We start from the raw sequence: 23,490 nt of genomic DNA, 5'->3' as shown, positions 1-23,490 counted from the left end.
CGGCCGTCTCCGGGGCCGGACTTGTTCCGTCCGGCCACCGGGGCGTTACACTGTGACACATGACGCCTATTCGTCACAACGGTTCGGACAACGATCACGTTCTCGACGCGGTACGGGACTGTGTGCTGGCCGTCGGGGTACGGCGCACCACGCTCGCCGACGTGGCCCGCCGCGCCGGCGTCTCCCGGATGACGCTGTACCGGCGCTGGCCGGACCTGCGGACCCTGGTGGGCGATCTGATGACGCGGGAGTGGATCGGGGTGGCCACCCGGGCCATCCCCCCGTCCTCGCCCGGCACCGACACCCGCACCCGTATCGTGACCGGGCTGGTGGCGGGGGTCGAGGCGTTCCGGGCGCATCCCCTCTTCCTCAAGATCGTCGACGTCGATCCTGAACTCCTCCTGCCGTACGTGCTCGACCGGCGCGGCGCGAGCCAGGAGGCGCTGCTCGCGCTGGTCGGCGACGCGCTGCGGGAGGGCCACGCGGACGGGTCCGTACGCCCCGGCCACACCGAACGGCAGGCCCGCGCCGTGCTGTTGACCGTGCAGTCCTTCACCCTGTCCCTGCGCACGATGACCGACGAGGACGATCCCGAGCTGGACTCGGCCGCGTTCCTCGGGGAGCTGCGCACCCTTCTGGAGAGGACCCTGACGCCATGAGCCACACCGAGGCCGCGCCCGGCTCGTCCCTCAGCGCACACCGGCGCGGCCGGGAACTCGCCGAGGCCACGGACGGCCGGGTGGTCGACGTCCTGGTCGTCGGACTCGGCGCCACCGGCGCCGGGACCGCGCTGGACGCGGCGGCCCGCGGCCTTGACGTGGTCGCGGTGGACGCCCACGACCTGGCCTTCGGCACCTCCCGCTGGAGCTCGAAGCTCATCCACGGCGGCCTGCGCTATCTGGCCTCCGCACAGTTCGACGTCGCCCACGAGAGCGCCGTCGAACGCGGGGTGCTGATGACCCGTACGGCCCCGCATCTGGTCGCCGCCCAGCCGTTCGTGCTGCCGCTGACCCCGCTGGTGTCCCGGGGCCAGGCCTCGCTGGCGTGGGCCGGGTTCCGGGCCGGGGACGTGCTGCGGCTGGCCGCCCGCACCCCCCGCCAGGTCCTGCCCGCTCCGCGCCGGCTCTCGGCGACGGAGGCCCGGCATCTGGCCCCCTCGGTCCGCGCGGCCGGAATGCGCGGCGGACTGCTGTCCTGGGACGGCAAGGTCACCGACGACGCCCGTCTGGTGACCGCCCTGGCCCGGACGGCCGCCGCCCGCGGCGCCCGTGTGCTGACCCGGGTACGGGCCCTGGAGCTGACCGGCTCCGGCGCCCGGATCCGCGACGAACTCACCGGTGAGGAGGGCGAGATCAGGGCCCGTGCCGTGATCAACGCCACCGGGGTGTGGGCGGGCGAGCTCGCCGAGGGCTTCCGGATCCGCCCGTCGCGCGGCACCCACCTGGTCCTGCGCTCGGAGCGGCTCGGCGCCCTGCCGGCCGGGCTGCACATCCCCGTCCCCGGGGAGACGAACCGCTTCGTCCTGGTGCTGCCCCAGGGCGACGGCCGGGTCTACGTCGGCCTCACCGACGAGCCGGTCGACGGCGGGATACCGGACGTGCCGGAGGTCCCGGAGACCGACATCGGCTTCCTGCTGGACGTGCTCGGCTCGGTCCTCGACACTCCCGTGGCCCGGGACGAGGTCGTCGGCGCCTTCGCCGGGCTGCGCCCGCTGCTGGACACCTCCGGGCACGAGGGCCGGGACGGCGCGCAGGCCCGTACTTCCGACATCTCGCGCCGGCACGCCGTCCTGACCTCGCCCGAGGGTGTCACCACGGTGGTCGGCGGCAAGCTCACCACCTACCGGCGGATGGCCCAGGACGCCGTGGACGCCGCGGCCGAGGCCCGGGGCCTGCGCACCGGCCCCTCCCCCACCGCCGCGCTGCCGCTGGTCGGCGCCGCCGCGCCCGAGCGGCTGCGCGCGCTGCCCGCACCCCGCCGGCTGGTCCGCCGGTACGGCACCGAGGCCGCCGCGGTGCAGGCCCTCGCGGCCCAGGACCCGGCCCTGGCCGAGCCGGTGCTGGCGGGACACCCCGTGACCCGGGCCGAACTCCTGTGGGCGGTACGGCACGAGGGCGCCCTGGACGAGTCGGACCTCCTGGACCGCCGCACCCGCATCGGGCTGGTCCCGCAGGACCGCACCGACGTACTCGCCGCGGCGCGGGAGATCCTGGAGCGGACGGCACCCGCGCGTCCCTAACGAGCGGCGGGGGCACCGCGGGGACGGGCGGACGGGCACAACTGCTGGGCCGGCGCCTCGCACACCGACTCCTTCGGTCCGCTCGCGGTTCTGCGGGACGGGCTGAGCCTGCTGCCCGGCTCAGTGTGCCCGCACTACGACGGTGAACCGGGCCGGCGCCCCTCCTGCCGGCACGCCGTGGCCTCCGGTGCGCGGCCGGCCGGTTGGGCGCTGGAGGACGGCGTCGGCGCGCTGTTCGCCGACGGGAGGTTCCAGGAGGCGGTGGCCCGGCGGCCGGGAGCCCTGCTGTACCGGGTGGAGCCGGACGGGCAGGGCGCCGCCCCCGAGCGGCCGATGCCCTGCCGCCCGCTCGGTGCGAGGGCGTGACATGACGTGACTCGACATGCCACTGACACGGCGTGACACGGCGTCAGAGCAGACGGCGGATGTCGCCGCGGACCCGGTAGAAGCCGCCCGCCGCCGGATGCAGGGCGTCGACGACGTACCGGGCGCCGGGCTCGCGTATCGCGCGCGGGAACTGGACGTTCCAGGAGGAGTCGTAGCCCTCGGAGAGCACGTGCACCCGCATCCGGCCGCCCTGCTGGACGCATTCGACCACCACCGCTCCGGCGGGCGCGTGGACCACGGTGTCCACCGCTGACACGGCCGTCGCCGGAGCGTACGTCGGCAGGGCGGCGGCCAGCTTGACGTCCCTGACCTCCGGCACGGTGCCCTGCTGGGCCGCGGCGATGGCCGCCTCGCTCGCGTCGACGCACACCAGCGAGCCGTCGGTGGTGACCAGGTACAGCCGCTCGTCGCGGTACTGCATCGACAGGGCCGAGCCCTCGCCCGTGCCGAGCTTCCACAGCCGCCTGCCGTCCTGGTCGAAGCAGTAGACGGAGGAGGCCGCGTCGCCGGCGAAGACGAACCGGCCGCCGGGCGAGGTGGCACAGGAGTACACCGCGCTGTCGCACGCGTACGTCGCCTCGATGGCGCCGGTGTCCTTCGACAGCCGCTGGACCACGCGGTGCGCGGTGCCCGCGTACACCGCGTCCAGCTCCTGCCAGCCGAACAGCACGCCGCCCTTGGTGGGCGTGTGCCACAGCTCGCCGCCGCCGTCGGGCGCGTAGGCGGTGACGCCCCGGTGGTGGCCGTGGTAGACGGCCCGGTCGTCGGCGCGGACCATCCAGGCGTGCTCGCCCTGGCTGCGCCGGGACCACTGGTGCTCGTCCTCGTGGTCGATGACCGTCAGCCGGCCGTCCCGGTCCGAGACGTCCAGGACGCCCTCGTGGATGTCCAGCCAGAAGATGTCCACGTCGGCGGCGATGTCGTAGGCGGCGAAGGGCAGTTTGGAGGAGAGGTCGTAGACCTTGCCGTCGTCGCAGCCGGCGTAGATCCAGAAGTCGTCGGCGACTAGGCACTTCACCCCGTCCGGCAGGCTGAAGCGGGCCAGCACGGCGCCCTCGTGGTCCGGGGTGTAGACGTCGCCCGCCTGATTGCCCACCCAGCAGCGGTCGTCGTCGACATGGATGCCGAACGCGGCGGAGCCGGTGCGGAACCGCCACAGCACCGGTGCCACGGCACGGGCCGTGGACGGGGCCGAGCTGACCTGACGCCGGGTCACCGCGCGGGGCGCACGCTGTCCCCGGACGGCCGGCGCGTATCCCTTGCGGACCTTCTCCCCCACCTTCTTCGCCGCGGCGGCCCGCGCCTTCTCCGCCGTCGCGAACGTCGTCGTCTGCGTCTGCCCCGGGGCGCCGATCCTGCCGTACCGCACCGTGACCACCAGGCCGTCGACCGTCACTTCATAGAACTTGTGGGCGCCACCGCCCTCCTGCGACAGCTCCAGATACGTCGTCGACACCGCGGACGCCGTGGACATGGCAGACCCCTCCCCCAGGCGGACCCGCGGCCGTTCCCGCAGGTCCTCAAGTGCTCTTCACCGTAAGGGCACCCACTGACAACGGGCCGTCCGTACGCGGCCTGGGCCCATGGACAGCGGGCCCGCTGCACGGGAGAGCGACCGGTACGGCGGCGAGCGGCGGACGTCAGCCCGTGCCGTCCCCCATGGCCGGCAACGCGTCCATGCCGCCCAGCAGTTGACGCAGGCACCGGAGCGCGAGCACGGCCGGGGAACCCTCGCCCGCGACGCCGGCCTCCGTGCCGGCCCAGGTCTCCAGCGCGATACGGATCGCGTCCGTGGCCGCCGCCGCGACCAGCCGCACCTGCAAGGGTTCGAGCCGGCCGGCGGCGAGCCGGGCGACCACCGGGACGAGCCGCTCCTCGGACTCCTGGTTCACGCGGTACCAGACCGCGCGCAGCGCGGGATCGTCCCCGGCCGCCCGCAACAGCCCCCGCGTCCGCAGCAGGGCCCCGGCGGCCTCGTCGTCCGGCGCGGCCAGCGACCGCTCCACCGCCGCCTCCAGCGCGCGGAGCAGATCGACGCCCGGCTCGGCGGCCTCCAGCAGCGCCCGCCACCGGTCGGCGCCGTCCGCGAGCAGGGGGCTGGCCGCGTCCTGCTTGGAACGGAAGTAGCGGTAGAAGGTGCGCAGCGCCACGCCCGCGTGCCGGGCGATCTCCTCGGCGGTGGTCGCGTGCGGCCCCTGCCTGGCGAACAGCTCGGCCGCCGCGTGGGCGATGTCGAGCTGGGTCGCGGCCTTGCGGCGTTCGGTCAGGGAGGACGGCGGCTTGGTGCTCACCCCAGAAGGGTACGGCCCCGGGGCCCTCTGTGGCACGTATGGGCGTGATGGCAAATCGTGCCACTTCGGCGTAACGTGAAGAGCATGAGGACGCCGGACGGCAAGAGAACCGGTGTCGCACAGGTCTCGCCGCAGCCCGGCGGGCCGGGCAGGAGAACACATGAACCGCTACGAAGGCCGCCGCGTACTGATCACCGGAGGCGGCTCCGGGATCGGCCAGGCCACCGTCCTGCGCCTCCTCGCCGAGGGCGGCAGCGTGGTGGCGGCGGACGTCAGCGAACAGGGCCTGCGGGACACCGCGGAGAAGGCCGCCGCGTCCGCGGACCGCCTCACCACCCTCGTGGTGGACATCGCCGACGAGACCTCCGTACGCGCCGGGGTCGCCGCCGCGACCGCCGCGCTCGGCGGCCTTGACGTGCTGGTCAACGCGGCCGGGATCCTGCGCTCCTCGCACACCCACGAGACGGGCGTCGCGGAGTTCACGCGGCTCCTGCAGGTGAACCTCGTCGGCACCTTCCTCGTGATCCGCGAGGCGATACCGGCCCTGCTGGCCGGCAAGGACGCGGCGGTCGTCAACTTCAGCTCGACCTCGGCCGCCTTCGCGCACCCCTACATGGCGGCGTACGCGGCGAGCAAGGGCGGCATCCAGTCGATGACGCACGCACTCGCCGCCGAGTACGCCGGCCGGGGCATCCGCTTCACCGCCGTCCAGCCCGGTTCCATCTCCAGCGGGATGACCGACGGCAGCGGCGCCAGCGGGCAGAGCCGTGGGCCGGGGCTGCCCGCGGACGCCGACATGAGCCTGTTCGCGAAGCTCTCCCCCGCCCTCGGCCAGGGATTCGCCGGGCCCGACACGGTGGCGTCCGTGGTCGCGATGCTGGGCTCACGGGACGGCGCGTTCATCACCGGGACCGAGATCCGGGTCGACGGCGGTACGCACTTCTGACCGACGACAGCGGCGCCGGCGGGCACGCACGGCCATGGACCCGCACCGCCGAGCCGGGTCCATGGCGTCGGCCGGCCCGTCACGGGACCGCTCGGGACTAGGCGCTCAGCTGGGGATACAGCGCCGCCAGGTCTCCGGAGAGCCCGGCCTTGACCTGTCGGCTGATGTCGTCCGCCAGCACCTCGTACGCCCCGGCCTCGACACCTTCGAGCGCGAGCGCGGCGACGTCCTGCGGGCTGGACTTGGGGGCGTCCACGTCAGCGGCCATGTCGGTGTCGATGTAGCCGACGTGCAGGCCGGTGACCCCGATGCCCCGCGGGGCCAGTTCGAGGCGCAGGGTGTTGGTCTGCGACCACAGGGCCGCCTTGGTGGCGCTGTAGGAACCGGCGAGGCCGATCCAGGAGAGCACGGAGTGGACGTTGAGCAGATGTCCGCCGCCGTTGCGCTCGATGACGGGCACGAAGGCGCGGGCTGTCAGCAGCGGGCCGTAGAAGTTCGTCTCGAACTCCCGCCGTACGTCTTCCAGCGGGGCGTCGAGGAAGGAGCGGGCGCCGAGCGAGATGCCCGCGTTGTTGACCAGCACGGTGACGTCCTGGGCCTGCGCCGCCGCGGCCTCGACGGACCGGGCGTCGGTGACCTCCAGCGCGAGGGGCACGGCGTCGGGATGCGTGATGGTGCGCGGGTCGCGGGCGGTGGCGTACACCTTGGCCGCGCCCCGCGCGTACAGCTCCTCCACCAGCGCCTTGCCCAGGCCGCGGCTGCCGCCGGTGACCAGCGCGACAGAGTTCTTGATCGACGTCATGACCATCTCCAAAGTGGGAAACCGATCGGTTTCCCACCACCGTAAACCGATCGGTTTCCAACGGCAAGCGGATGCGGCCCGCAAACCCGCACAGGGGCCGACCCTGGTCGGGACCGTCCACGGTGCGTCTGCGATTGCGGCCCGGCAGGCTGCGGCGGCTGCGCGCCCCGCCCGGGAGGGTCGGCGCGGGCAAGACGGCCGCGGGGGGGACTCTCGTGCCAGGGGGGCCGGCTGTCGCGCGCTCGCGCCCTGCCACCGCGCGGCCGAGGACGGCTTCGGGCCGGGCCGTAGCCGTGACTCGACGGCTGGTCGCCGGCAGGTCGGTGCGGGCCCAGCGCCCCTGTCATGACCCGGACCGCCGACGGGGCGGGGAACGGCCCGAGCGCATGGATTGACCGTTCCCCGCCCCAGCTTGAAGGCCCGCCGCCGCTCGGGCGGCCGAGGCGGCGTGCCGGACCGCGGCGGCGGACGTACCCGCGCGCCACCGGTCCTGTTCCGACCCTCCGACGCCGGGCGGGCGGGGGCCATCCGAAGCGGTCCGGCCGGGTGAGCGGGCGCGCGGGGCGGCACCAGGGGCGTACGCGGGCGGCGGCTCACCCGCGGGGTACCGTCCGCGGGAACTCCGAGGCCCGCCAGAGGATTTGGTGTGGGAGGCTGGGCCCGGCCGGGCACGGACCGAGGCCGTGCGGCCGGGAGAGGAGTTCAGCGTGACAGCGGACGGCGCCGAAGCCGTGAACATCGACACCAGCAGACCGCATCCGGCGCGGATCTACGACTACCTGCTGGGCGGCAAGGACCACTACGCGGTGGACCAGCTCGCGGGTGACGAACTCGCCGCCGCGGCGCCCGAGGCCCGGATCGGCGTCCGGGCGAACCGCGCTTTCCTGCAGCGCGCCGTCCGGTACGTCGTCGCCCACGGGATCCGCCAGATCCTGGACATCGGCACCGGGCTGCCCACGTCGCCGAACGTGCACGAGGTCGCCCAGTCGGCCGCGCCGGACGTCCGCGTGGCCTACGTCGACAACGACCCGATCGTCGCCGCGCACGGCAACGCCCTGCTCAGCCGGTCCGGTACGACCCGTATCGTCCTCGGCGACCTGCGCGACCCGCGGTCCGTCCTGGACCACCCCGACGTCCGCGAGGTCATCGACTTCGACCGGCCCGTCGCCCTGCTCCTCGTCGCCGTCCTGCACTTCCTCACCGAGGCGGACCGGCCCGCCGAGATCGTCGGCGCCCTGCGCGACGCGCTGCCGCCCGGCAGCTTCCTGGTGCTCTCGCACGCCACCGGCGACTTCGCCGACCGCAGCGCCGCCCAGGCCGTCTACTCCAAGGCGACCGCCTCCCTGACCCTGCGCACCCGCGCCGAGGTGGAACGGTTCTTCGAGGGGTTCGAGCTGGTCGGACCGGGCCTGGCCCAGGTCCCGTTCTGGCACCCGGACACCGCCCCGCCCGCCGGATCCGAGGAGATCGGCTTCTACGGCGGCGTGGCCCGCAAGCCCGCCTGACCGTCCGACCCATCCCCACCTATCCGACCCATCCGGTCCGTCCGACCCGTAGACCGTCCGGCCCGTCGCATCGCCCCGGTGCGGCGGGCCATTGCGTCCGCCCTCTTGACCAACACCCCCGCGACCCCTCCATACTGACCGCCGAATCGATTGGCCAAATCGATTTGGCCGCCCGTCCACGGCCGGATCGTCCAGGCCTGAGCCGAGCGAGCCGAACGGAGCCCGCACGTGTCCGGTCCCGTACATCCCGCCGTCCCCGATCCCCCGCACCCCCTCACCTCCGATCCGTCGCACCGCGTCACCCCCGATCCGTCGCACCCCGCGGCCCCCGACGCCCCACGGGCCGCCGCCCCCGATGCCCCGCCCGCCGCCGACGCCGTGCACCCCGTGGACGAATCCCGCCCCCTCGGCCGGATCCTCCTCTTCGGCGTCCAGCACGTCCTGGTCATGGCGGCGACGCCCATCTCCGCGATCTTCCTGATGAGCGCCACCCTCCGGCTGACCCCGGGCGTCACCGTCGACCTGCTCTCGGCGGCCCTCCTGCTGTCCGGCGTCGGATCGCTGATCCAGTCCCTCGGGCCGTGGAAGTTCGGCCCCCGGCTGCCGTTCGTGATGCTGCCCGGCGGCGCTCCGCTGATCCTTTTCATGTCGATCGCCGAGCAGCACGGACTGCGCACGGCCACCGGCGCCGTGCTGCTCACCGCCGTCTTCACCTTCCTCGTGCTGCCGCTGTTCGCACGGCTGCTGAGGTTCTTCCCGCCGCTGGTCATCGGCACGATGATCGTGATCGTCGGGGTCAATCTGGTGCGGGTCGGCGCGCTGCTGGTCACCGGCCGGCCCGGCACACCGGGCTTCGCCGATCCCGCCCGGCTCGGTCTCGCGTTCGCCACGATCGGCCTGATCGTGCTCTTCACCCGGCTGCTGCGCGGGGTGCTGCGCCAACTGGCCGTGCTGCTGGGCCTGGCCGCGGGGACCGCCCTCGCCTGCGCCGTCGGCCAGGTCCATCCCGGCGATGTGTTCGCCGGGCCGCTGGTGGGCGTGCCCCGCCCGTTGCCGTTCGGCACCCCCGTCTTCGATCTCGTGGCCGCTCTGCCGCTGATGCTGTACAGCCTGGCGTCCATGGCCGAGGCGACCGGGCAGACCGTCATCAACGCCGAGGCGGTGGGCAAGGACATCGACATCCGCTCGGACGTACCGCGCACCGTGCGCGGGGATGCCCTCACCTCGCTGTTCGGCGGCTTCTTCGGGCTGCCTCTGATGGTCACCAGCGGAGAGAACATCGGCATCGTGCGGGTCACCGGGGTGCGCAGCCGGTACGTCACCGCCGCCGCGGGGCTCGTCCTGGTCGTCCTCGGCTTCCTCACGCCTGTCGCCCGGGCCATCAGTGTGATGCCGTCCGCGGTGGTCGGCGGCGCCGCGATGGCCGTCTTCGCGGTGATCACCGTGCTGGGCGTGCAGATGCTGGGCCGGGCCCGGCTGGAGGACCACACGGCCATGGTGACCTGCGCGGTCGCACTGGCGCTCGGCCTGCTGCCGGTCCTGGTGCCCGGTGTGTACGCCGGATTCCCGTCGGGCGTACGGATCCTGCTGGAGAGCGGGGTCGCCGTCGGGGCGCTGACGGCCGCCGTCCTCAATGTCGTCTTCCACCACCTGGGGCGCCGGCCCGCCTCCGCCGCCGTACCGGCCGAGGCGTCCCGTCCGGCCGTCCGCGCGTGAACCGCCGCCGCGGTCGCGCACATCCCACCCCACGGAGAGCCATGACCGACCTGACCGCCGACCGGTTGCGCGAGGACACGCTGCTGCTGGTCCCCGAGGTGACACTGACCCCCGACGGACCGCTGGAGGGACAGGCGGCGATGGTGCGGGGCGGGGTGTTCCGCGCCCTCGGCCCGGCCGAGCGGATCGTGCGGGCGCATCCGTCGCTGACACCCGTGCGGCTGCCCGGGCATGTGCTGATGCCCGGCTTCGTCGACGCCCACCACCATCTGACGCAGAGCTTCGGCGGCGCCCTCGCCTTCGGGGAGCCCTCGGAGATCTTCCGCCGGGTGTGGGTGCCGCTGGAGCGGGCGCTGGACGAGGAGTCGGCGTACGTCGCCGCGAAACTGGCCGCCCTGGAGTCGCTGCGGGGCGGTTTCACCACGGTCGCCGAGGCCGGCACCCGCGCCCCGGTGGACGTGGATGTGGTCGCCTCGGCGGCGCGGGACGCCGGCATCCGCTGTGTGCTGGGGCTGGTCTGCAACGACGCGGCGGACGGCACCGGAGAGGACGCCGATCCGCGCGCCGTGCTCGCGGCGGCGGAACGGCACCTGGCCCGCTATGCCGGTGACGGCCTGGTCCACCCCTCGCTCGCCGTGTCCGTCCCGGAGGCGGCGACCGCGCCGACGCTGGCCGCCACGGCACGGCTTGCCGCCGATGCGGGGGCCGTCGTACAGATCCATGTGAACGAGCACCTCGTCGCGGTCGAACGCTCCCTCGTCCGGTACGGGATGCGGCCCCTGGAGTATCTGCGTCACGTGGGTGCGCTGGGTCCGCAGCTGCTGGCCGCGCATGCCACGCTGCTCACGCCGGCCGAGGTCACCCTGCTCCGCGACACCGGCGCGGCGGTGAGCTACAACCCGGTGGCCAGCGCCTGGAAGGGCAACGCGGTCGCGCCGGCCACGGCCTTCGCCGAGCGGGGCGTCCGATTCGGTCTGGGCACCGACGGCACCCGCGGCGACGGCTTCCGGCTCGCGGACGCGGCCGAGACCGCCCAGCGGCTCACCTACGGCCTGGCCGGGGGTGACGCCTCCTGCGGGGGCGGCTGGACGTGGCTCGAGCGGGCCGGGGCGGGCGGCGCGGACGCGGTCGGGCTCGGCCGGGTGACGGGGCGGATCGCGGTGGGGCATGCCGCCGACTTCCTGCTGGTAGACATCGGCGGACCGGAGATGCAGCCGTCCTGGGACCTGCCCTGGGAGCTGGTCCGGCGCGGCAACCGGGACCAGCTGACGGCGGTGTTCGTCGCCGGCCGGCTGCGGCTGTGGCGCGGCTGGCCGCCGGACTGGGACGGGCCCGCCCTGGTCCGGCAGGCGGCGGAACTGGGCCCGCGGGTGGTGCGGCGGGCCGGGGTGACCCGGACCCACCGCACCTCGGTCCGGGCGTGGCGGGCAGCGGCGAGCGCGGGAGCGCCGGAGAACGGGGCCGCAACGGTCCCGGCGGCGCGTCACGTCCCGTCCCCGGCGCCGGTCGAGTCCTGTGGGGGCGGGTCATGAGCGGGGGCACGCTGGCCGTGCTGGCGCTGACCGTGGCGGCGGCCGCGTTCGTGCAGGGGACGAGCGGGCTGGGCTTCGCGCTGATCGTGGCTCCGGTCGCGGGTCTGCTCGACCCCGGGCTGCTGCCGGTGTTCGTGCTGACCGCGATGATCCCGCTGAACCTGTACGTCGCGTGGCGGGAGCGGCACAGCCTCGATCTGCGCGGCGCCGGATGGATCACGGCGGCGCGGCTGACGGCGACACCGGCGGGTCTCGCGCTGCTGTGGGTCGTACCGGAAGGCGACCTGGGGGCGGTCGTCGGCGCCGCGACGGTACTGGCGGCGGTGGTGAGCCTGGCCGTGCCCGCGTTCGTGCCGGGTCCCGGTGCCTATGTGGGCGCGGGCGTCGTCACCGGGCTGACCGAGACGGCGACCGGCGTCGGCGGGCCGCCGCTCGCCCTCGTCTATCAGCACCGGCCGCCCGCCGAACTGCGCGCCACGGTCGCCCTGTGCTTCCTCGTCGGTGAAGTCGCCTCGCTCGCCCTGCTGTTCGCGACCGGCCGGGGCCGTACGGCGGACATGGCCGTGGCGGTGCTGCTGCTGCCCGCGCTGGCGGCGGGGGCCGCGCTGAGCCGGCTGGTGCACCGGCGCGTCGACGCGAAGCGGATGCGCGCCTTCGTCCTCGTCTTCGCCCTGGTGTCCGGGGTGGCCCTGATGGCGGGGGGCTGAGCCGGGGACGGGGTCCCGGCTCAAGGGGGTCCTCCCCGGGTGCCGGTGCGGTGGTCGGTGCGCCGGCCTCGCGGTGGCGTCCACGGCTGCCGCGGTGAAGGCCGCCGGGCCGGTCCCGAAGGGCGGCGCCGGCCGGTCCGCCCGCCCGGCGCCGAGCCCGACACGAGCGGGACCGCGGCGTGTTTCCCAGGGGCGGGTGCGGTGGCCGCGACCGCCGCCGGACACCGAGCCGGACCGCTCACGCGGACGCGTTCCGGCGGCGCCGCAGGGAGGAGGCGCGCACGACGAGCCGGGGATCGGGTGCGGGCACCCCGCGCCCGGCGCCGTCCGAACCCGCCGCCGGCTGTCCCTCCCCGCCGCCCAGCCGGCCCAGCAGGAGTTCCACCGCGTCCGCCGCGGCCCGGTCCAGGCGCAGGTCGACGGCGGTGAGCGGTGGTTCGCAGGTCCGGGCGCGCAGCCCGTCGTAGCGGGTGACGACCATGACGTCGTCGGGGATCCGGCGGCCCGCGTCGCGCAGCGCCCGGACCGCTCCGACGGCGAACGCGTCGACCAGGACGCACAGCGCGTCGATGCCGGGATGCTCGGCGAGGAGGGCGGCGCACCTGTCGTATCCGGCCTGCTCGCCGCCGTCCTCCGGCGCGGTGGCGACGACCGGGGTCCAGCCGTGGGCGGCCGCCGCGCGTTCGTAGGCGGCGCGGGCGTCGACCGAGGAGTGGCGGGTGCCCGCGCCGATGACGAGCGCGGGGCGGCGGGCGCCCTGGGCGCGCAGATGATCGAGGAGCAGGTCGACGACCCGGCCGCCGTGCAGGTCGACGTAGGGGGCGTCGTCGGGCGCGGTGGGCCGGCCCAGGGTGACGTACGGCAGCCCGCGCTCGCGGAGTTGGGCCACGGCCGCGTCGTCCGCCTCGGGCTCGACCACGATGGCACCGTCGACGTCGACCGTGTAGAGGGCGGATCCGGACCGCACGGGCGGGACCAGCACCAGGGCGTACTCGTGGACGAGCGCGCGTTCGGCCGCCGCGGCGGCCACCTCCATGTAGAAGCCGAGCCGGGACGGGCCGCCGGCGACCGCGAACGGCATCGAGGAGGCCAGCGCGATGGCCCTGGCCTCGCCGCGGCGCAGCCGCTGGGCGCGCAGGTTGGGCCGGTAGCCCAGTTCGGCGGCGATCTTCTTGACGCGCTCGCGGGTGCGCGGGTCCACCTTGCCGATGCCGTTGAGGGCGTGGGACACCGTCGTCCGGGAGACCGAGGCGGCCTCGGCGACATCGGCGATGGTGGGCCGGCGGGCGCCGCGGGACGTGGTCATGGCGCCCATCCTCCCCCATGGGGTGCCGGGCGGGCATGGGCGTCCGGGACCCGAGGGGTGCCGGGGGCCGGTCGGCGTGGTGCGGGCCGCGCGCTGGTGCGACGCTGGAGGGAGATGTCCGACGGGGGGACCTTGGAGGGCCGATGGGGCGAGACGTCCCGGCGCTCGTCTTCACCCGCGAGGACCGCCGCCGGTACCGGATCAAGATGCAGGAGTGCCTGGACACGTTCGCGCAGATGCTGCGCGAGGAGCGGTTCGAGTCGGAGCGGCCCCAGGTCGGTCTGGAGATCGAGCTGAATCTGGTGGACGACGACGCCGAACCGGCGATGCGCAACAGCGATGTGCTGGAGGCGATCTCCGACCCCGCCTGGTCCACCGAGCTGGGCCGCTTCAACCTGGAGATCAACGTCCCGCCCCGGCGGCTGACGGCGGGCGGCCCGGACGCCTGGGAGTCGGAGATCCGGGCCGCGCTGAACCACGCCGAGGAGCGGGCCGGATCGGTGGGCACCCGGCTGATCATCGTCGGGATCCTGCCGACGCTGCGGCAGGACGACATCGGCGAGGGAGCGCTGTCGGAGAACCCCCGCTACCGGCTGCTCAACGACCAGGTGTTCGCGGCCCGCGGCGAGGACCTGCGCATCGAGATCGACGGAGCCGACCGGCTGCGGACCTACGCGGACACGATCACCCCGGAGGCCGCGTGCACCAGTACGCAGTTCCATCTGCAGGTCTCGCCCGAGGAGTTCGCCGGTTACTGGAACGCGGCGCAGGCCATCGCCGGGGTCCAGGTCGCGCTGGCGGCCAACTCCCCTTTCCTGTTCGGCAAGGAGCTGTGGCACGAGACCCGGATCCCGCTGTTCGAGCAGGCCACCGACACCCGCCCGGAGGAGATCAAGGTGCAGGGGGTACGGCCGCGGGTGTGGTTCGGGGAGCGGTGGATCAACAGCGTCTTCGATCTGTTCGAGGAGAACCTCCGCTATTTCCCGGCCCTGCTGCCGCTCTGCGACGAGCAGGACCCGGCCGGGACGCTGGACAGCGGCGACACCCCCGAACTGGCCGAACTCACCCTGCACAACGGCACGATCTACCGCTGGAACCGGCCGGTCTACGCCGTCGCCGGCGACCGTCCGCACATCCGGGTGGAGAACCGGGTGCTGCCCGCCGGACCGACCGTGGCCGACACCCTCGCCAACGGCGCCTTCTACTACGGGCTCACCCGGGCCCTGGTGGAGGAGGAGCGGCCGGTGTGGTCACGGATGTCCTTCTCGGCCGCCGAGGACAATCTGCACGCCGCCGCCCGGCACGGCATCGACGCGCCGCTGTACTGGCCGGGGATGGGCGAGGTCCCGGCGCCCGAGCTGGTGCTGCGCCGGCTGCTGCCGCTCGCCCACCGCGGTCTCGAACTCTCCGGCATGGACGCGGCCTGGCGGGAGCCGCTGCTCGGCGTCATCGAGCAGCGCTGTGTGACGGCGCGCAACGGAGCGGTGTGGCAGAAGGAGATGTTCCATCACATCGGTGCCCGCACGCACACCGGCCGGCACGAGGCGCTGCGCCGGATGACCCAGGTGTACATCGACTACATGCACCTCAACGCTCCGGTGCACACCTGGCCGGTCGACTGACCGGCGGCCGGCCGCCGGGGCCGCGGGACGGTCACGGGAGCGCGGGAGTGCGGACGGTCAGCCGCGGGCGCGCAGGACGGCCACCGCGCGGTCGAACGCCGAGTCCCGGTTCTCGGCGAACTCCTGCTCGGTGAGGACGGGTTCGACGAGGTGCGGCGGAATGCCGGCGCCGTCGAAGGTGCGTCCGGACCGGGTCAGGTACTCCTCGTTCGGCAGTGAGAGCGCCATGCCGTTGGGCAGGTCGCGCTCCAGCGGGTCCGAGAAGACGCCCTGGGTCGGCTGCCCGATCCGTACGGTGCGGCCGGGCCGGTCGATCAGGGCCTGGGTGAAGGTCTCCCCCGCGCTGACGGTGGAGCCGCCGGTGAGCACGGCCACCGGTCCCGTGAACCGGGGCGCGTCGGCCGGGACGACGGGCACGGGTTCGGGCCGGGTGTGCCGGGTGGGGTCGGCGGGGTCGTTGCGGGCCCGCTTGGCGTAGGCGGTGTACGCGGAGTCGGTCAGCCGTTCGGCGATCCGGACGCCGAGGGCGTCGGAACCGCCGTCGTTCACCCGCAGGTCGATGACGAGTCCGGCCAGACGGCGGGTCCGGCTCGGGGTCAGGACGGTGTCGAGCGCCCGGTCCAGCTCCGCCCGGTCGGCGGTGTACGACGCGTCGTCGCCCGCGAAGCCGCTAAAGGCGGAGATCCGCAGGTAGCCGAGGTCGCCGGGCAGGTCGGCGTAGGTGATGTGCCCGTCGGCGAAGTCCTGCCGGCCGGTGGCGTCCTTGAGGTCGCGGTCCTCGACGAACCCCTTGACCTCGGCGTCCAGTTCGTCGCTCGGTGCCTCGGTGCCGGGCCGCAGCTCGGAGAAGTCGTCGTCGCCGTCGTCGACCTCGACATGGACGTCGTACAGCGGCCGCAGCATACGGCCGAAGATGCCGAGGAGTTCGGCGTCGGTGGTGTCCGGGTGCACCTGCGGCCGGTACCGGTCGCGGACGGCGTGCCAGTCGACGCCCTTCAGCGCGAAGAAGGGGTAGTTCTCCTCGAAGGTCTGCCAGAGCACGTCGAAGGTGGTGCGCGGGTCGGTGGCCGGCGGGCGGGTGCAGCCGGCGGGCAGGGCCCGGATCCGGGTGAGCCCGCGGTGCCCGACCGTGCTGTCAGCGGCGAGCCGGACGTGGTCGGGGTCCTCGCCGGTCCGTACGGTGAGGACGGTGCCGTCCTGCGTGGTGAAGTCGGCGGGTCCCGTCTGCTTGGCGGAGTCGCCCTCGACACAGCTCACGGAGGTGGTCTGGTACTCCCGCAGCACTCCCCCGCCGACGACGAACACGGTGCCGTAGCCGTCCGTCCGCCACACTCCGTCGATGGACGGTCGACGGGGTGGCACGGCGGACGCGGTCGGTACGGCCGTGACGGTGAGGGCCAAGGCGGCGACGGCGGCCGTGACGATACGCACGAGAGGGCCTCCCGGAACGGGTCCGCACCCCACCACCGTCTCCGACCCCTGACCTCCCCGCCATCCGGCGCCAGCGGGCGCGGGGCACCGGCGGCGGTCAGGACCCTGTCGGGGCCGGCCGCTCCAGGCATGTCTCGGGGAACCCCGCCGCGTCCGGCAGATGGGCCTTCGCCCACTCCGCCAGTTCGCGCAGCGCGGGTTCCAGTGCAGCGCCCGCGTCGGTCAGCCGGTAGCGGACGCGCAGCGGGGGGCCCTCGTCGACCTCGCGCAGGAGGAGACCGGCGGCGCCGAGTTCGGCGAGCCGCTCGGACAGCATGCGCTCGCTGATGCCGGGGACGGCCCGCCGCAGGTCGGCGAAGTACGCGGGCTGCTCGACCAGCACGGCGACGATCGGACCGCTCCAGCGCTTACCGAGCAGCTGGAAGACGCGCGTGATGCCGTCGTCCACCCGCTTGCACGCCGCGCTGTCGTGATTCTGCTCCGCCGCCATGGCTCAAGAGTACCTCTTCATCGTAGGGGGCTGAAAAAAAGTAAGTCCATGTGTTAAAAGTAGTCCAGTACGAAACGTCAGTCTGCGCGCCGCGGCGTGCGACGCATAGCCCCTGTTACGGAGACACCCATGGCCACCCTGCTGCACATCGACTCGTCCGTGTTCCCCACCGAGGCGTCGGCTTCCCGCGCCGTGACGGAGGCCTTCCGCAAGCACTGGGAGGAGCAGCACCCGCAGGGCACGGTCATCTACCGCGACCTGGCCTCGGAGCCCGTTCCGCACATCACGGCCGACGCGCACCTCGCCGGCTTCGTCCCCGCCGCCATGCACACGCCCGAGCAGGCGGCGGCGTTCGCCGAGCGCGTCAAGCTGATCGAGGAGCTGGAGCAGGCCGACGCGATCCTGATCGGCGCTCCGATGTACAACTACACGATCCCGTCGACCCTCAAGGCGTGGCTCGACAACGTGATCCTGATGGGCCGCACCGCCGGCGAGACGCCGTCCGCCAAGGGCACCCCGGTCACCGTCATCGCCAGCCGCGGCGGCTCCTACGCGCCGGGCACCCCGCGCGAGGGCTACGAGTACGTGCAGAACTACCTCAAGGCCGTCCTCGCCGACGCCCTGGGCCTGGACCTGGAGTTCATCGTCCCGGAGCTGACCATGGCGTCGAAGAACCCGGCGATGTCCGAGCTGGTCCCGCTGTACGAGGCCTCCCGCGACCGCGCCTTCGAGGCCGCCGCCGCCAAGGCGCGCGCGCTGGCCGAGCGCCTCGCGGCCTGAGCACGCACCCGGCCGGCGGCACCGGCCGGGCCCGCGCACGACCGACCCCGGTCCGGCTCCGGCCGGACCGGGGTCGTCCGCGTACCCGGGTCACGCCCCGTACGCGTCCCACCCGCCCACCGCACCCCTGGATCCGCACCGGGCCACACCGCCAACACGGGGACACCTCGGGACGACTCCTGCGCGCTGCGCGGCCCGGCGCGCGGGTTGGTGGAACCCTGCGCCCATGAGGACCCCTCCCAGCGTCACCAGTTACGTCGACCGGGTCACCGCGGGCCCCGGGGGCGCCTTGACCGACGAGGTCGGCGTCGTCACCGGCGATCTCACGGTCGCGACCATCCTGCGGTCCGACGGCCGCAGCGCGCGCGTCGCCGTCCAGCACTTCGGCGGCGACACCTGGTACACGCTCGCCGGCAGCCCCGCCCCCGTGCCCGCCGGGCAACTCGCGGCCTACCACCGGGACCTGCTGGGCCGGATCCGCCGCGGGGGCGGCACCCGCGCCAGCTGACCCGGCCGGTGCACGGCACGGACCCGCCCCGGCCGCGCCGCGCGGCGCCCTTCCGTAGGCTGAGAGGGCGCGAAGCTCCTCCGGGAGACCGGACCTCAGCGGGAGGCGGTCGTGATCGAACTGGCCGCGGCGTTCGCCGTCGCGGGAGCGGCGAGCAACGCCGTGGGCACCGCCTGCCAGCGCAAGGCCGCGTCCGTCTCCCGGAGCGGCGGCATCAGGCTGCTGGCGGAGCTGGTCCACCGGCCGATCTGGCTGATCGGCATGGCCGGGGTGGTCTGCGCCGCGCTGTTCCAGAGCCTGGCCCTGATCAACGGCCCGCTCGCACTGGTCCAGCCGCTCTTCATCCTGGAGCTGCCCTTCGCCCTGCTCGTCGTCGCCCCGCTCATGCACCGGCGGCTGCCCCACTGGGGCTGGTGGGGGGTCGGCGGCTGCGTGGCGGGCCTCGCCGTTCTGCTCATCGCCGCCGCCCCGCACGGCGCCGCCGACCAGGCACCGCTGGCCCGCTGGATCCCTGCCCTGTGCCTGTGTGTCGGCGCGATGGCGGTGGCCGTGCTGCTGGCCGGCCGGGGGCGCCCGCCGGCCGGGCGTGCCGCGCTGCTGGCAGCCGCCTCCGCGATCGGCAACGCGCTGACCGCCGCCCTGCTGAAGTCGGCCAGCGGGACGTTCGCCGACCACGGCTTCGCGGCCTTCCTGCGGTCGTGGCAGACGTACGGCTTCGCGCTCGCCGGGGTGGCCGCCGTGCTCCTGCTGGAGAACGCGCTCCAGGCGGGTCCGCTGGCCGCCGCCCAGCCCGCGCTGACCATCGGCGACGCGGTGGTCAGCCTGGTCCTGGGCGTCACCCTCTTCGGGGAGCGGATCCGCACCGGCTGGTGGCTCGTGCCGGAGGCGTGCGGGGCGCTGCTGATCGTCGCGGGGGTGCTGGTCCTCAGCCGGGCGGTGCAGCGCATCATCGTGCTGCCGGCCCCGGCCGAGGAGACCGCGTAGGCGGTACGTTCCGCGCCCCGCGCGCGACACCGCCCGCAGCCCCGGCCGCGTTGCGCCGCGCTGTCCGGGCGGTCCGCTGCTCGGCCGGACACCGATGGCCGTCCACGCCCGGCAGCCCCCGCAGGGCGAGGCCGCTCCCTGCGCCGACCGGAGCCGCCAGGGGCCCGTTTCCGGGCCGCCGACGCACGGCAGCGGCTGGAGCGGGCCTTCGATCCGGCGGCGGGCGGCCTCCCGGCGGAAATGGGGCCCCGGGGAGCCGCCGACCTGGGAACCCGCGGATCGTACGGCGGGTGGTCAGGGGCCGCGCGGGTCCAGTGCTGTGCTCGATCGCCTTCCACCCGGACGATCTGCCGGTCATCGGCATGGCCCGGCGCCGGGGCCCGTTCACCCGGCCAGCCGGCGGGCCGGTGCACGAGTGCGTGCCGCGCGGGCCGCGTGCGAGGTGTTGGCGGTGGCCGGCCCCCGGCTGGCGCCGCGCGAGGCACGGGCCCTGGGTCACCGCTCCGCCGGCGCCCGTGGACCGGGCGCCGGCGGAGCGGTGACCCGGCCGGGCCGGCTCATGGCGTGGTGCGACAGCGGGTGCGGCAGGACGGCCGGCGCTAGCGAGGCGGCGAAGGCGATCCGCGCGCCGGCCCGGCCGCTGCCCGCCCGGGGCGCGGATCGCCCCGGCGTACGACGTGACAGCGCACGACCGGGCCGGCACCCCCACGCCCGCCGCCTCCGCCGGCGCGCACCCGTCGCCGTCACCGCCTCACTGCTGGGCCCGCACCGGATGCCTGCTCATGATCGAGACACGGTTGAACGCGTTGATCGTCACGGCCACCCAGATCACGGCCGATATCTGGTCGTCGGTGAGCACCTCCCGCGCCGCCGCGTAGGCGGTGTCCTGGGCGGCGGTGCCGGCGGCGTCCGTGGTCGCCTCGGCCAGCGCGAGGGCGGCCCGTTCGACGGGGGTGAACAGATCGGTGTCCCGCCAGGCGGCGAGCACGCCGAGGCGCTGCGGGGTGTCGCCCGCCCGCAGCGCGGCACGGGTGTGCACGTGCAGGCAGTAGGCGCAGCCGTTCAGCTGGGACACCCGGAGGTTGACCAGTTCCACCAGGACGCGGTCGAGGCCCGCCTCGGCGGCGGCCGTGTGCACCGCATCGGCCGTCTGCACCAGCGCGTGGTACGCCTTCGGGCTCTGCTTGTCGATGTAGATCCGCCGGGCGGCGCCGGCCGGGACGGGACTGGTCAACCTGGTACTCCCCCACACCTCGACTTTGTTGAACATAAAACTATCATGGCCGGGGGCAGCTCACGTCACCGGTGGGCAGCCGGCCGGTCGCCAGATAGGCGTTGACCTCGCCGTCCACGCACGAGCTGCCGAAAGCACCGTAGACCCCGTGCTGGTCCGCTCCTCGCAGGGTCACCAGCCGGGAGCTCGGCCAGCCGTCGTGCACCGCCCGGGCGCCTCGGTAGACGGTGCGCGGGTCGCCGGTGGCGTTCACCAGCAGGGCCGGCAGGTCGTCGCGGATCACGGTGGGGCGCTCGCGCGGCGGGTCCCAGAACGCGCACGGGCCGATGTTCTGGGTGACGGGGGCGAACAAGCGGTCGCCCGTCCCGGCCCGCCGCAGATCACGCCAGTACGTCTCCGGATCGTGGGAGGCGGGCACGTCCCCGCACAGGATGGCCGTCTGCGCGCTGCCGTAGCCGGACTCGTGCCCGGTCAGCAGGAACTCCAGCACGGCCGCCAGGCCCGGGGACGGGGTGACCTTCCGGCCCTCGGCGGCCTGCCGCAGGTCGCGCACGCCCTGGGCGAACTCGCCGTAGGCCGTGGGGTTGTCCTGCGAGAGGCCGTTGAAGACGACGACGGGCAGCGTGTGTTCGTCCACCCGGTAGGCGCCGACGCGCAGGGGCTCGCGGGTCGCGGCGGACTGGATCGCGTCCACCGTCTTCAGTACGGCGCCGCGGGTGCGCCCGAGTCCGTACGTCCCGTGGTGCGCGGCGGTCCACGCGGCCCAGTCGCCGAGGGCGTGCCGATTGGCCTCCTCGGTGCCCCGCAGCAGCCGGGGGCCGTATCCGGCGGGGTTCACCACTCCGTCGAGGACGACCCGGTCGGTGCGGCCGGGGAACATCGTCGTGTACACCTGGCCCAGGTAACTGCCGTAGGAGTAGCCCAGGTAGGAGATTCTGCGCTCGCCGAGCGCGGCGCGGACCACGTCCATGTCGCGCGCCGTGTTCCTGGTGGTCGCGTGGGGCAGCAGGGCACCGGCGTGGGTACGGCAGCCGCGGGCGAGATCGGCGGCGAAGGCGACCGAGCGGTCGAAGCCGGCCCGGCCGCTGCCGGCTCCCCGGATCATGCTGCCGGTGGGCCAGGCGCAGTCCAGCGAGGTGCTCCGGCCGACGAAGCGGGGGTCCACTCCCACCACGTCGTAACGTGCCGCGACGTCCTTCATGGCGGCGCTCACCCACGGCGGGTCGCCCAGCGTCTGTCCGCCGGGGCCGCCGCTGTTCAGCAGCAGCGCGCCGACGCGGTGGGCGGTGTCGGTGCCCCGGATCCGGGATATCGCGATCTTGATCGTGCGGCCGTCGGGGTGGGCGTAGTCCAAGGGCACGGTGACGTCGGCGCATCGCGCACCGGCCTGTTCGAGGTCCTTGCCGAGGGTGTCGTCGGGTCCGAGCAGACAGCTCTTCCAGGTGAGGTGCTGGTCGTGGAAGCGGGCGAGCGGGTCGGTGGCCGGGCGGCCGGCGGCCGGTGCGGGGGAGGTCCCCAGGGCCAGTGCGCCCGCCAGCCCGAGGGCGACGGCGGCCGCCCGTGGGACGGGGCGCCGCGAACGGCCGGGACGGGGGCTGCGGGCGCCGCCCGGGGAGGTGCTGCCGGTCATGCGGAGGTCCTTTCGGCGGGGCCGCCCTCGCAGAGGGCCTTGTCGACGACGTCGAGGAAGTCGAGTTCGGCCTGGAGCGTGGCGGGCACCTGATTGAGGGCGATCGCGACGGCGCGGCCGTCGGGGCCGACGGCGGCCAGTGCGCGGTGGCCGCCGGGCACGGTCCCGGCATGCCCCCACCAGGTGCCGCCGCACGACAGGGGTGTGGAGATCAGTCCGAGGCCGTAGCGGGCGCCGGGCCAGAGCCGGTCGGGGTCGGCGGGCACCGTCCGGCGCATCTCGGCGAGTTGCGGTGCGGGCAGGAGCCGGCCGGTGAACAGCGCGGTGACGAAGCGGGTCAGGTCGGCCGGCGTGGACACCAGGGCGCCGCCGACGCCGCCGAAGGTCGTGTTCCAGCCGGTGCCGTCCGCGAGACGGCCGTCCTCGGCGGTGAAGTAGCTGTGCGAGTGCGGGCCCCGGATCCGGGCCTCGTCACCCGGCCAGTACGTGTCATGGAGCCCCAGCGGCGCGATGAGACGGCGGGTGATCTCCGCCTCCGGGCCGCGGCCGGTGACCTGGTGGATGATCAGTCCGGCGACGAGGTAGTTCGTGGTCGCGTAGTGCCAGCTCTGCTCGGGACGCGGCAGCTCCAGGGCGCGGGCGATGAGCCGGCGCGGCTCGAAGTGGCGGTACCGCAACCGTTCGGGACGCTCCCACTCGGGCGCTTCGAGGTAGTCGGGCAGCCCGCTGGTGTGCTGGAGGAGCTGCCGTACGGTGATCAGGCGGCCGTCGTGGCCGCCGGAGCGGATCAGGCCCGGCAGATAGCGCTCGACGGGCGCGTCAAGGGACAACCGCCGCTCGGCGGCCAGTTGGAGGACGACGGTCGCGGTGAACGTCTTGGTGACGCTGCCGGCGCGCAACCGGTCGGTGGCGTTCATGGGGCGGCCGGTGCCCAGGTCGGCGACGCCGTCCGTGACCGCCCGGCGGGCGCACGGGGCGTCCTGGCCGGGGCCGGTGACCAGGACCGCGGCGCCGGTGATCCGGTCGTGCTTCACCAGGCGGCGCACGGACCGGCTCAGTGCCGTGTGCGGGGCGCTCGCGCGGGGCGCGTCCGGTGGCGGCTGCGCGGCGGCGGCGGGCGTGCCGGGCAGCAGGCAGGCCAGGGCCACGGCCGTGAGGCCGGTGCGCCGGCGAACGGGGGAACTCGGTAAGAAGATCACCATGTGACATCACGTTAGGCACCGTCCGGCGCCCGCTCACTCCGGCTGGCTGCCGAGCAGGAGCGGGGGGCAGCACCAGCGCGGATGCTGCGGCAGGCCCCCGCGCCCGCCCGCGCGACCGGCCGGGTTTGCCGCGTGATCCGGACCCCGGCCACGGCGTCGGACAGCCGTGCCAAGGGTG

General features: G+C 74.5%; 20 protein-coding genes and 1 pseudogene. 12 read left to right on the top strand and 9 right to left on the bottom strand.

What is annotated here, in order from left to right:
* The first annotated feature begins 59 nt into the window (after positions 1–59).
* From ACF073_RS10765 to ACF073_RS10755, 3 genes and pseudogenes are all read left to right on the top strand, one after another.
* A complete protein-coding gene (locus tag ACF073_RS10765; RefSeq protein WP_392068417.1) occupies positions 60–659 on the top strand; it encodes a TetR/AcrR family transcriptional regulator in 600 nt (199 codons plus the stop codon).
* On the top strand, positions 656–2,239 hold the full coding sequence (locus tag ACF073_RS10760; protein WP_392068414.1) for a glycerol-3-phosphate dehydrogenase/oxidase: 1,584 nt from the start codon (positions 656–658) through the stop codon (positions 2,237–2,239). The genes ACF073_RS10765 and ACF073_RS10760 overlap by 4 nt, the downstream gene beginning before the upstream one ends.
* 21 nt (positions 2,240–2,260) lie before the next feature.
* Positions 2,261–2,605 (top strand): annotated as a pseudogene (locus tag ACF073_RS10755) (Type 1 glutamine amidotransferase-like domain-containing protein); the annotation flags it as partial.
* A gap of 43 nt (positions 2,606–2,648) precedes the next feature.
* Here ACF073_RS10755 and ACF073_RS10750 read toward each other — a convergent pair.
* Together ACF073_RS10750 and ACF073_RS10745 are read right to left on the bottom strand one after the other, a co-directional pair.
* Entirely contained in the window at positions 2,649–4,100 is a 1,452-nt protein-coding gene (locus ACF073_RS10750; RefSeq protein WP_392068412.1) for a WGR domain-containing protein, read from the bottom strand.
* 166 nt (positions 4,101–4,266) lie between these two features.
* Positions 4,267–4,917, bottom strand: coding sequence for a TetR family transcriptional regulator (locus tag ACF073_RS10745; protein WP_392068411.1), 651 nt, complete (start codon positions 4,915–4,917; stop codon positions 4,267–4,269).
* Between the two features lie 160 nt (positions 4,918–5,077).
* On the opposite strand from ACF073_RS10745, the gene ACF073_RS10740 reads away from it, so the two are divergent.
* Positions 5,078–5,863 (top strand): SDR family NAD(P)-dependent oxidoreductase, encoded by a 786-nt coding sequence (locus ACF073_RS10740; protein WP_392068410.1) that lies wholly within the window; start codon positions 5,078–5,080, stop codon positions 5,861–5,863.
* A 97-nt stretch (positions 5,864–5,960) separates the two neighbouring features.
* On the opposite strand, the gene ACF073_RS10735 is transcribed toward ACF073_RS10740, so the two are convergent.
* Entirely contained in the window at positions 5,961–6,665 is a 705-nt protein-coding gene (locus tag ACF073_RS10735) for an SDR family oxidoreductase (protein WP_392068408.1), read from the bottom strand.
* Positions 6,666–7,372: 707 nt separating this feature from the next.
* Between ACF073_RS10735 and ACF073_RS10730 the strand changes: the two genes are divergently transcribed.
* The 4 genes from ACF073_RS10730 (at position 7,373) to ACF073_RS10715 (ending at position 12,125) form a co-directional block, all read left to right on the top strand.
* Positions 7,373–8,170, top strand: a complete 798-nt coding sequence (locus ACF073_RS10730; RefSeq protein WP_392068406.1) for an SAM-dependent methyltransferase — start codon at positions 7,373–7,375, stop codon at positions 8,168–8,170.
* Positions 8,171–8,398: 228 nt separating this feature from the next.
* The gene (locus ACF073_RS10725; protein ID WP_392068404.1) at positions 8,399–9,886 is read left to right on the top strand and encodes a uracil-xanthine permease family protein; all 1,488 of its coding nucleotides are present in this window, start codon (positions 8,399–8,401) and stop codon (positions 9,884–9,886) included.
* A 41-nt stretch (positions 9,887–9,927) separates the two neighbouring features.
* Entirely contained in the window at positions 9,928–11,418 is a 1,491-nt protein-coding gene (locus tag ACF073_RS10720) for an amidohydrolase family protein (RefSeq protein ID WP_392068402.1), read from the top strand.
* Entirely contained in the window at positions 11,415–12,125 is a 711-nt protein-coding gene (locus ACF073_RS10715) for a sulfite exporter TauE/SafE family protein (protein ID WP_392068401.1), read from the top strand. The genes ACF073_RS10720 and ACF073_RS10715 overlap by 4 nt, the downstream gene beginning before the upstream one ends.
* Before the next feature lie 238 nt (positions 12,126–12,363).
* Here ACF073_RS10715 and ACF073_RS10710 read toward each other — a convergent pair whose 3' ends face one another.
* On the bottom strand, positions 12,364–13,431 hold the full coding sequence (locus tag ACF073_RS10710) for a LacI family DNA-binding transcriptional regulator (RefSeq protein ID WP_392068399.1): 1,068 nt from the start codon (positions 13,429–13,431) through the stop codon (positions 12,364–12,366).
* Between the two features lie 143 nt (positions 13,432–13,574).
* Between ACF073_RS10710 and ACF073_RS10705 the strand changes: the two genes are divergently transcribed.
* Positions 13,575–15,053 carry a glutamate--cysteine ligase gene (locus tag ACF073_RS10705; RefSeq protein WP_392068397.1) on the top strand — a complete coding sequence of 493 codons (1,479 nt, stop codon included), beginning with the start codon at positions 13,575–13,577 and terminating at the stop codon, positions 15,051–15,053.
* A 57-nt stretch (positions 15,054–15,110) separates the two neighbouring features.
* Here the strand turns inward: ACF073_RS10705 and ACF073_RS10700 are convergent, their stop codons facing one another.
* Both ACF073_RS10700 and ACF073_RS10695 read right to left on the bottom strand, forming a co-directional pair.
* On the bottom strand, positions 15,111–16,484 hold the full coding sequence (locus ACF073_RS10700; protein ID WP_392068396.1) for a S41 family peptidase: 1,374 nt from the start codon (positions 16,482–16,484) through the stop codon (positions 15,111–15,113).
* 97 nt (positions 16,485–16,581) lie between these two features.
* Positions 16,582–16,974: a winged helix-turn-helix transcriptional regulator gene (locus tag ACF073_RS10695; RefSeq protein WP_392068394.1), complete on the bottom strand. Its 393-nt coding sequence runs from the start codon at positions 16,972–16,974 to the stop codon at positions 16,582–16,584.
* Positions 16,975–17,103: 129 nt separating this feature from the next.
* Between ACF073_RS10695 and ACF073_RS10690 the strand changes: the two genes are divergently transcribed.
* The 3 genes from ACF073_RS10690 (at position 17,104) to ACF073_RS10680 (ending at position 19,246) form a co-directional block, all read left to right on the top strand.
* Positions 17,104–17,754 (top strand): FMN-dependent NADH-azoreductase, encoded by a 651-nt coding sequence (locus ACF073_RS10690; protein WP_392068392.1) that lies wholly within the window; start codon positions 17,104–17,106, stop codon positions 17,752–17,754.
* A gap of 226 nt (positions 17,755–17,980) precedes the next feature.
* Positions 17,981–18,262 carry a hypothetical protein gene (locus tag ACF073_RS10685; RefSeq protein ID WP_392068390.1) on the top strand — a complete coding sequence of 94 codons (282 nt, stop codon included), beginning with the start codon at positions 17,981–17,983 and terminating at the stop codon, positions 18,260–18,262.
* Positions 18,263–18,373: 111 nt separating this feature from the next.
* A complete protein-coding gene (locus ACF073_RS10680; RefSeq protein ID WP_392068388.1) occupies positions 18,374–19,246 on the top strand; it encodes a DMT family transporter in 873 nt (290 codons plus the stop codon).
* 751 nt (positions 19,247–19,997) lie between these two features.
* Here ACF073_RS10680 and ACF073_RS10675 read toward each other — a convergent pair.
* The 3 genes from ACF073_RS10675 to ACF073_RS10665 are packed head-to-tail and all read right to left on the bottom strand — an operon-like array spanning position 19,998 to position 23,312.
* A complete protein-coding gene (locus ACF073_RS10675; protein WP_392068387.1) occupies positions 19,998–20,516 on the bottom strand; it encodes a carboxymuconolactone decarboxylase family protein in 519 nt (172 codons plus the stop codon).
* Between the two features lie 7 nt (positions 20,517–20,523).
* A complete protein-coding gene (locus ACF073_RS10670; protein ID WP_392068385.1) occupies positions 20,524–22,110 on the bottom strand; it encodes an alpha/beta hydrolase in 1,587 nt (528 codons plus the stop codon).
* On the bottom strand, positions 22,107–23,312 hold the full coding sequence (locus ACF073_RS10665) for a serine hydrolase domain-containing protein (RefSeq protein WP_392068383.1): 1,206 nt from the start codon (positions 23,310–23,312) through the stop codon (positions 22,107–22,109). The genes ACF073_RS10670 and ACF073_RS10665 overlap by 4 nt, the downstream gene beginning before the upstream one ends.
* Between the last annotated feature and the right edge of the window lie 178 nt (positions 23,313–23,490).

Source organism: Streptomyces sp. NPDC015171 (assembly GCF_043079545.1).
Taxonomy (GTDB): domain Bacteria; phylum Actinomycetota; class Actinomycetes; order Streptomycetales; family Streptomycetaceae; genus Streptomyces.
The sequence above is the reverse complement of the archived record's forward strand: the minus strand, read 5'-3'. Positions and strand labels throughout refer to the sequence as shown.

Coding starts and splice junctions, on each gene's coding strand:
- ACF073_RS10765 (WP_392068417.1), top strand. CDS start 60: ATGACGCCTATTCGTCACAACGGTTCGGACAACGATCACGTTCTCGAC.
- ACF073_RS10760 (WP_392068414.1), top strand. CDS start 656: ATGAGCCACACCGAGGCCGCGCCCGGCTCGTCCCTCAGCGCACACCGG.
- ACF073_RS10750 (WP_392068412.1), bottom strand. CDS start 4,100: ATGTCCACGGCGTCCGCGGTGTCGACGACGTATCTGGAGCTGTCGCAG.
- ACF073_RS10740 (WP_392068410.1), top strand. CDS start 5,078: ATGAACCGCTACGAAGGCCGCCGCGTACTGATCACCGGAGGCGGCTCC.
- ACF073_RS10735 (WP_392068408.1), bottom strand. CDS start 6,665: ATGACGTCGATCAAGAACTCTGTCGCGCTGGTCACCGGCGGCAGCCGC.
- ACF073_RS10720 (WP_392068402.1), top strand. CDS start 9,928: ATGACCGACCTGACCGCCGACCGGTTGCGCGAGGACACGCTGCTGCTG.
- ACF073_RS10715 (WP_392068401.1), top strand. CDS start 11,415: ATGAGCGGGGGCACGCTGGCCGTGCTGGCGCTGACCGTGGCGGCGGCC.
- ACF073_RS10710 (WP_392068399.1), bottom strand. CDS start 13,431: ATGACCACGTCCCGCGGCGCCCGCCGGCCCACCATCGCCGATGTCGCC.
- ACF073_RS10705 (WP_392068397.1), top strand. CDS start 13,575: ATGGGGCGAGACGTCCCGGCGCTCGTCTTCACCCGCGAGGACCGCCGC.
- ACF073_RS10695 (WP_392068394.1), bottom strand. CDS start 16,974: ATGGCGGCGGAGCAGAATCACGACAGCGCGGCGTGCAAGCGGGTGGAC.
- ACF073_RS10690 (WP_392068392.1), top strand. CDS start 17,104: ATGGCCACCCTGCTGCACATCGACTCGTCCGTGTTCCCCACCGAGGCG.
- ACF073_RS10685 (WP_392068390.1), top strand. CDS start 17,981: ATGAGGACCCCTCCCAGCGTCACCAGTTACGTCGACCGGGTCACCGCG.
- ACF073_RS10675 (WP_392068387.1), bottom strand. CDS start 20,516: ATGTTCAACAAAGTCGAGGTGTGGGGGAGTACCAGGTTGACCAGTCCC.
- ACF073_RS10670 (WP_392068385.1), bottom strand. CDS start 22,110: ATGACCGGCAGCACCTCCCCGGGCGGCGCCCGCAGCCCCCGTCCCGGC.
- ACF073_RS10665 (WP_392068383.1), bottom strand. CDS start 23,312: ATGGTGATCTTCTTACCGAGTTCCCCCGTTCGCCGGCGCACCGGCCTC.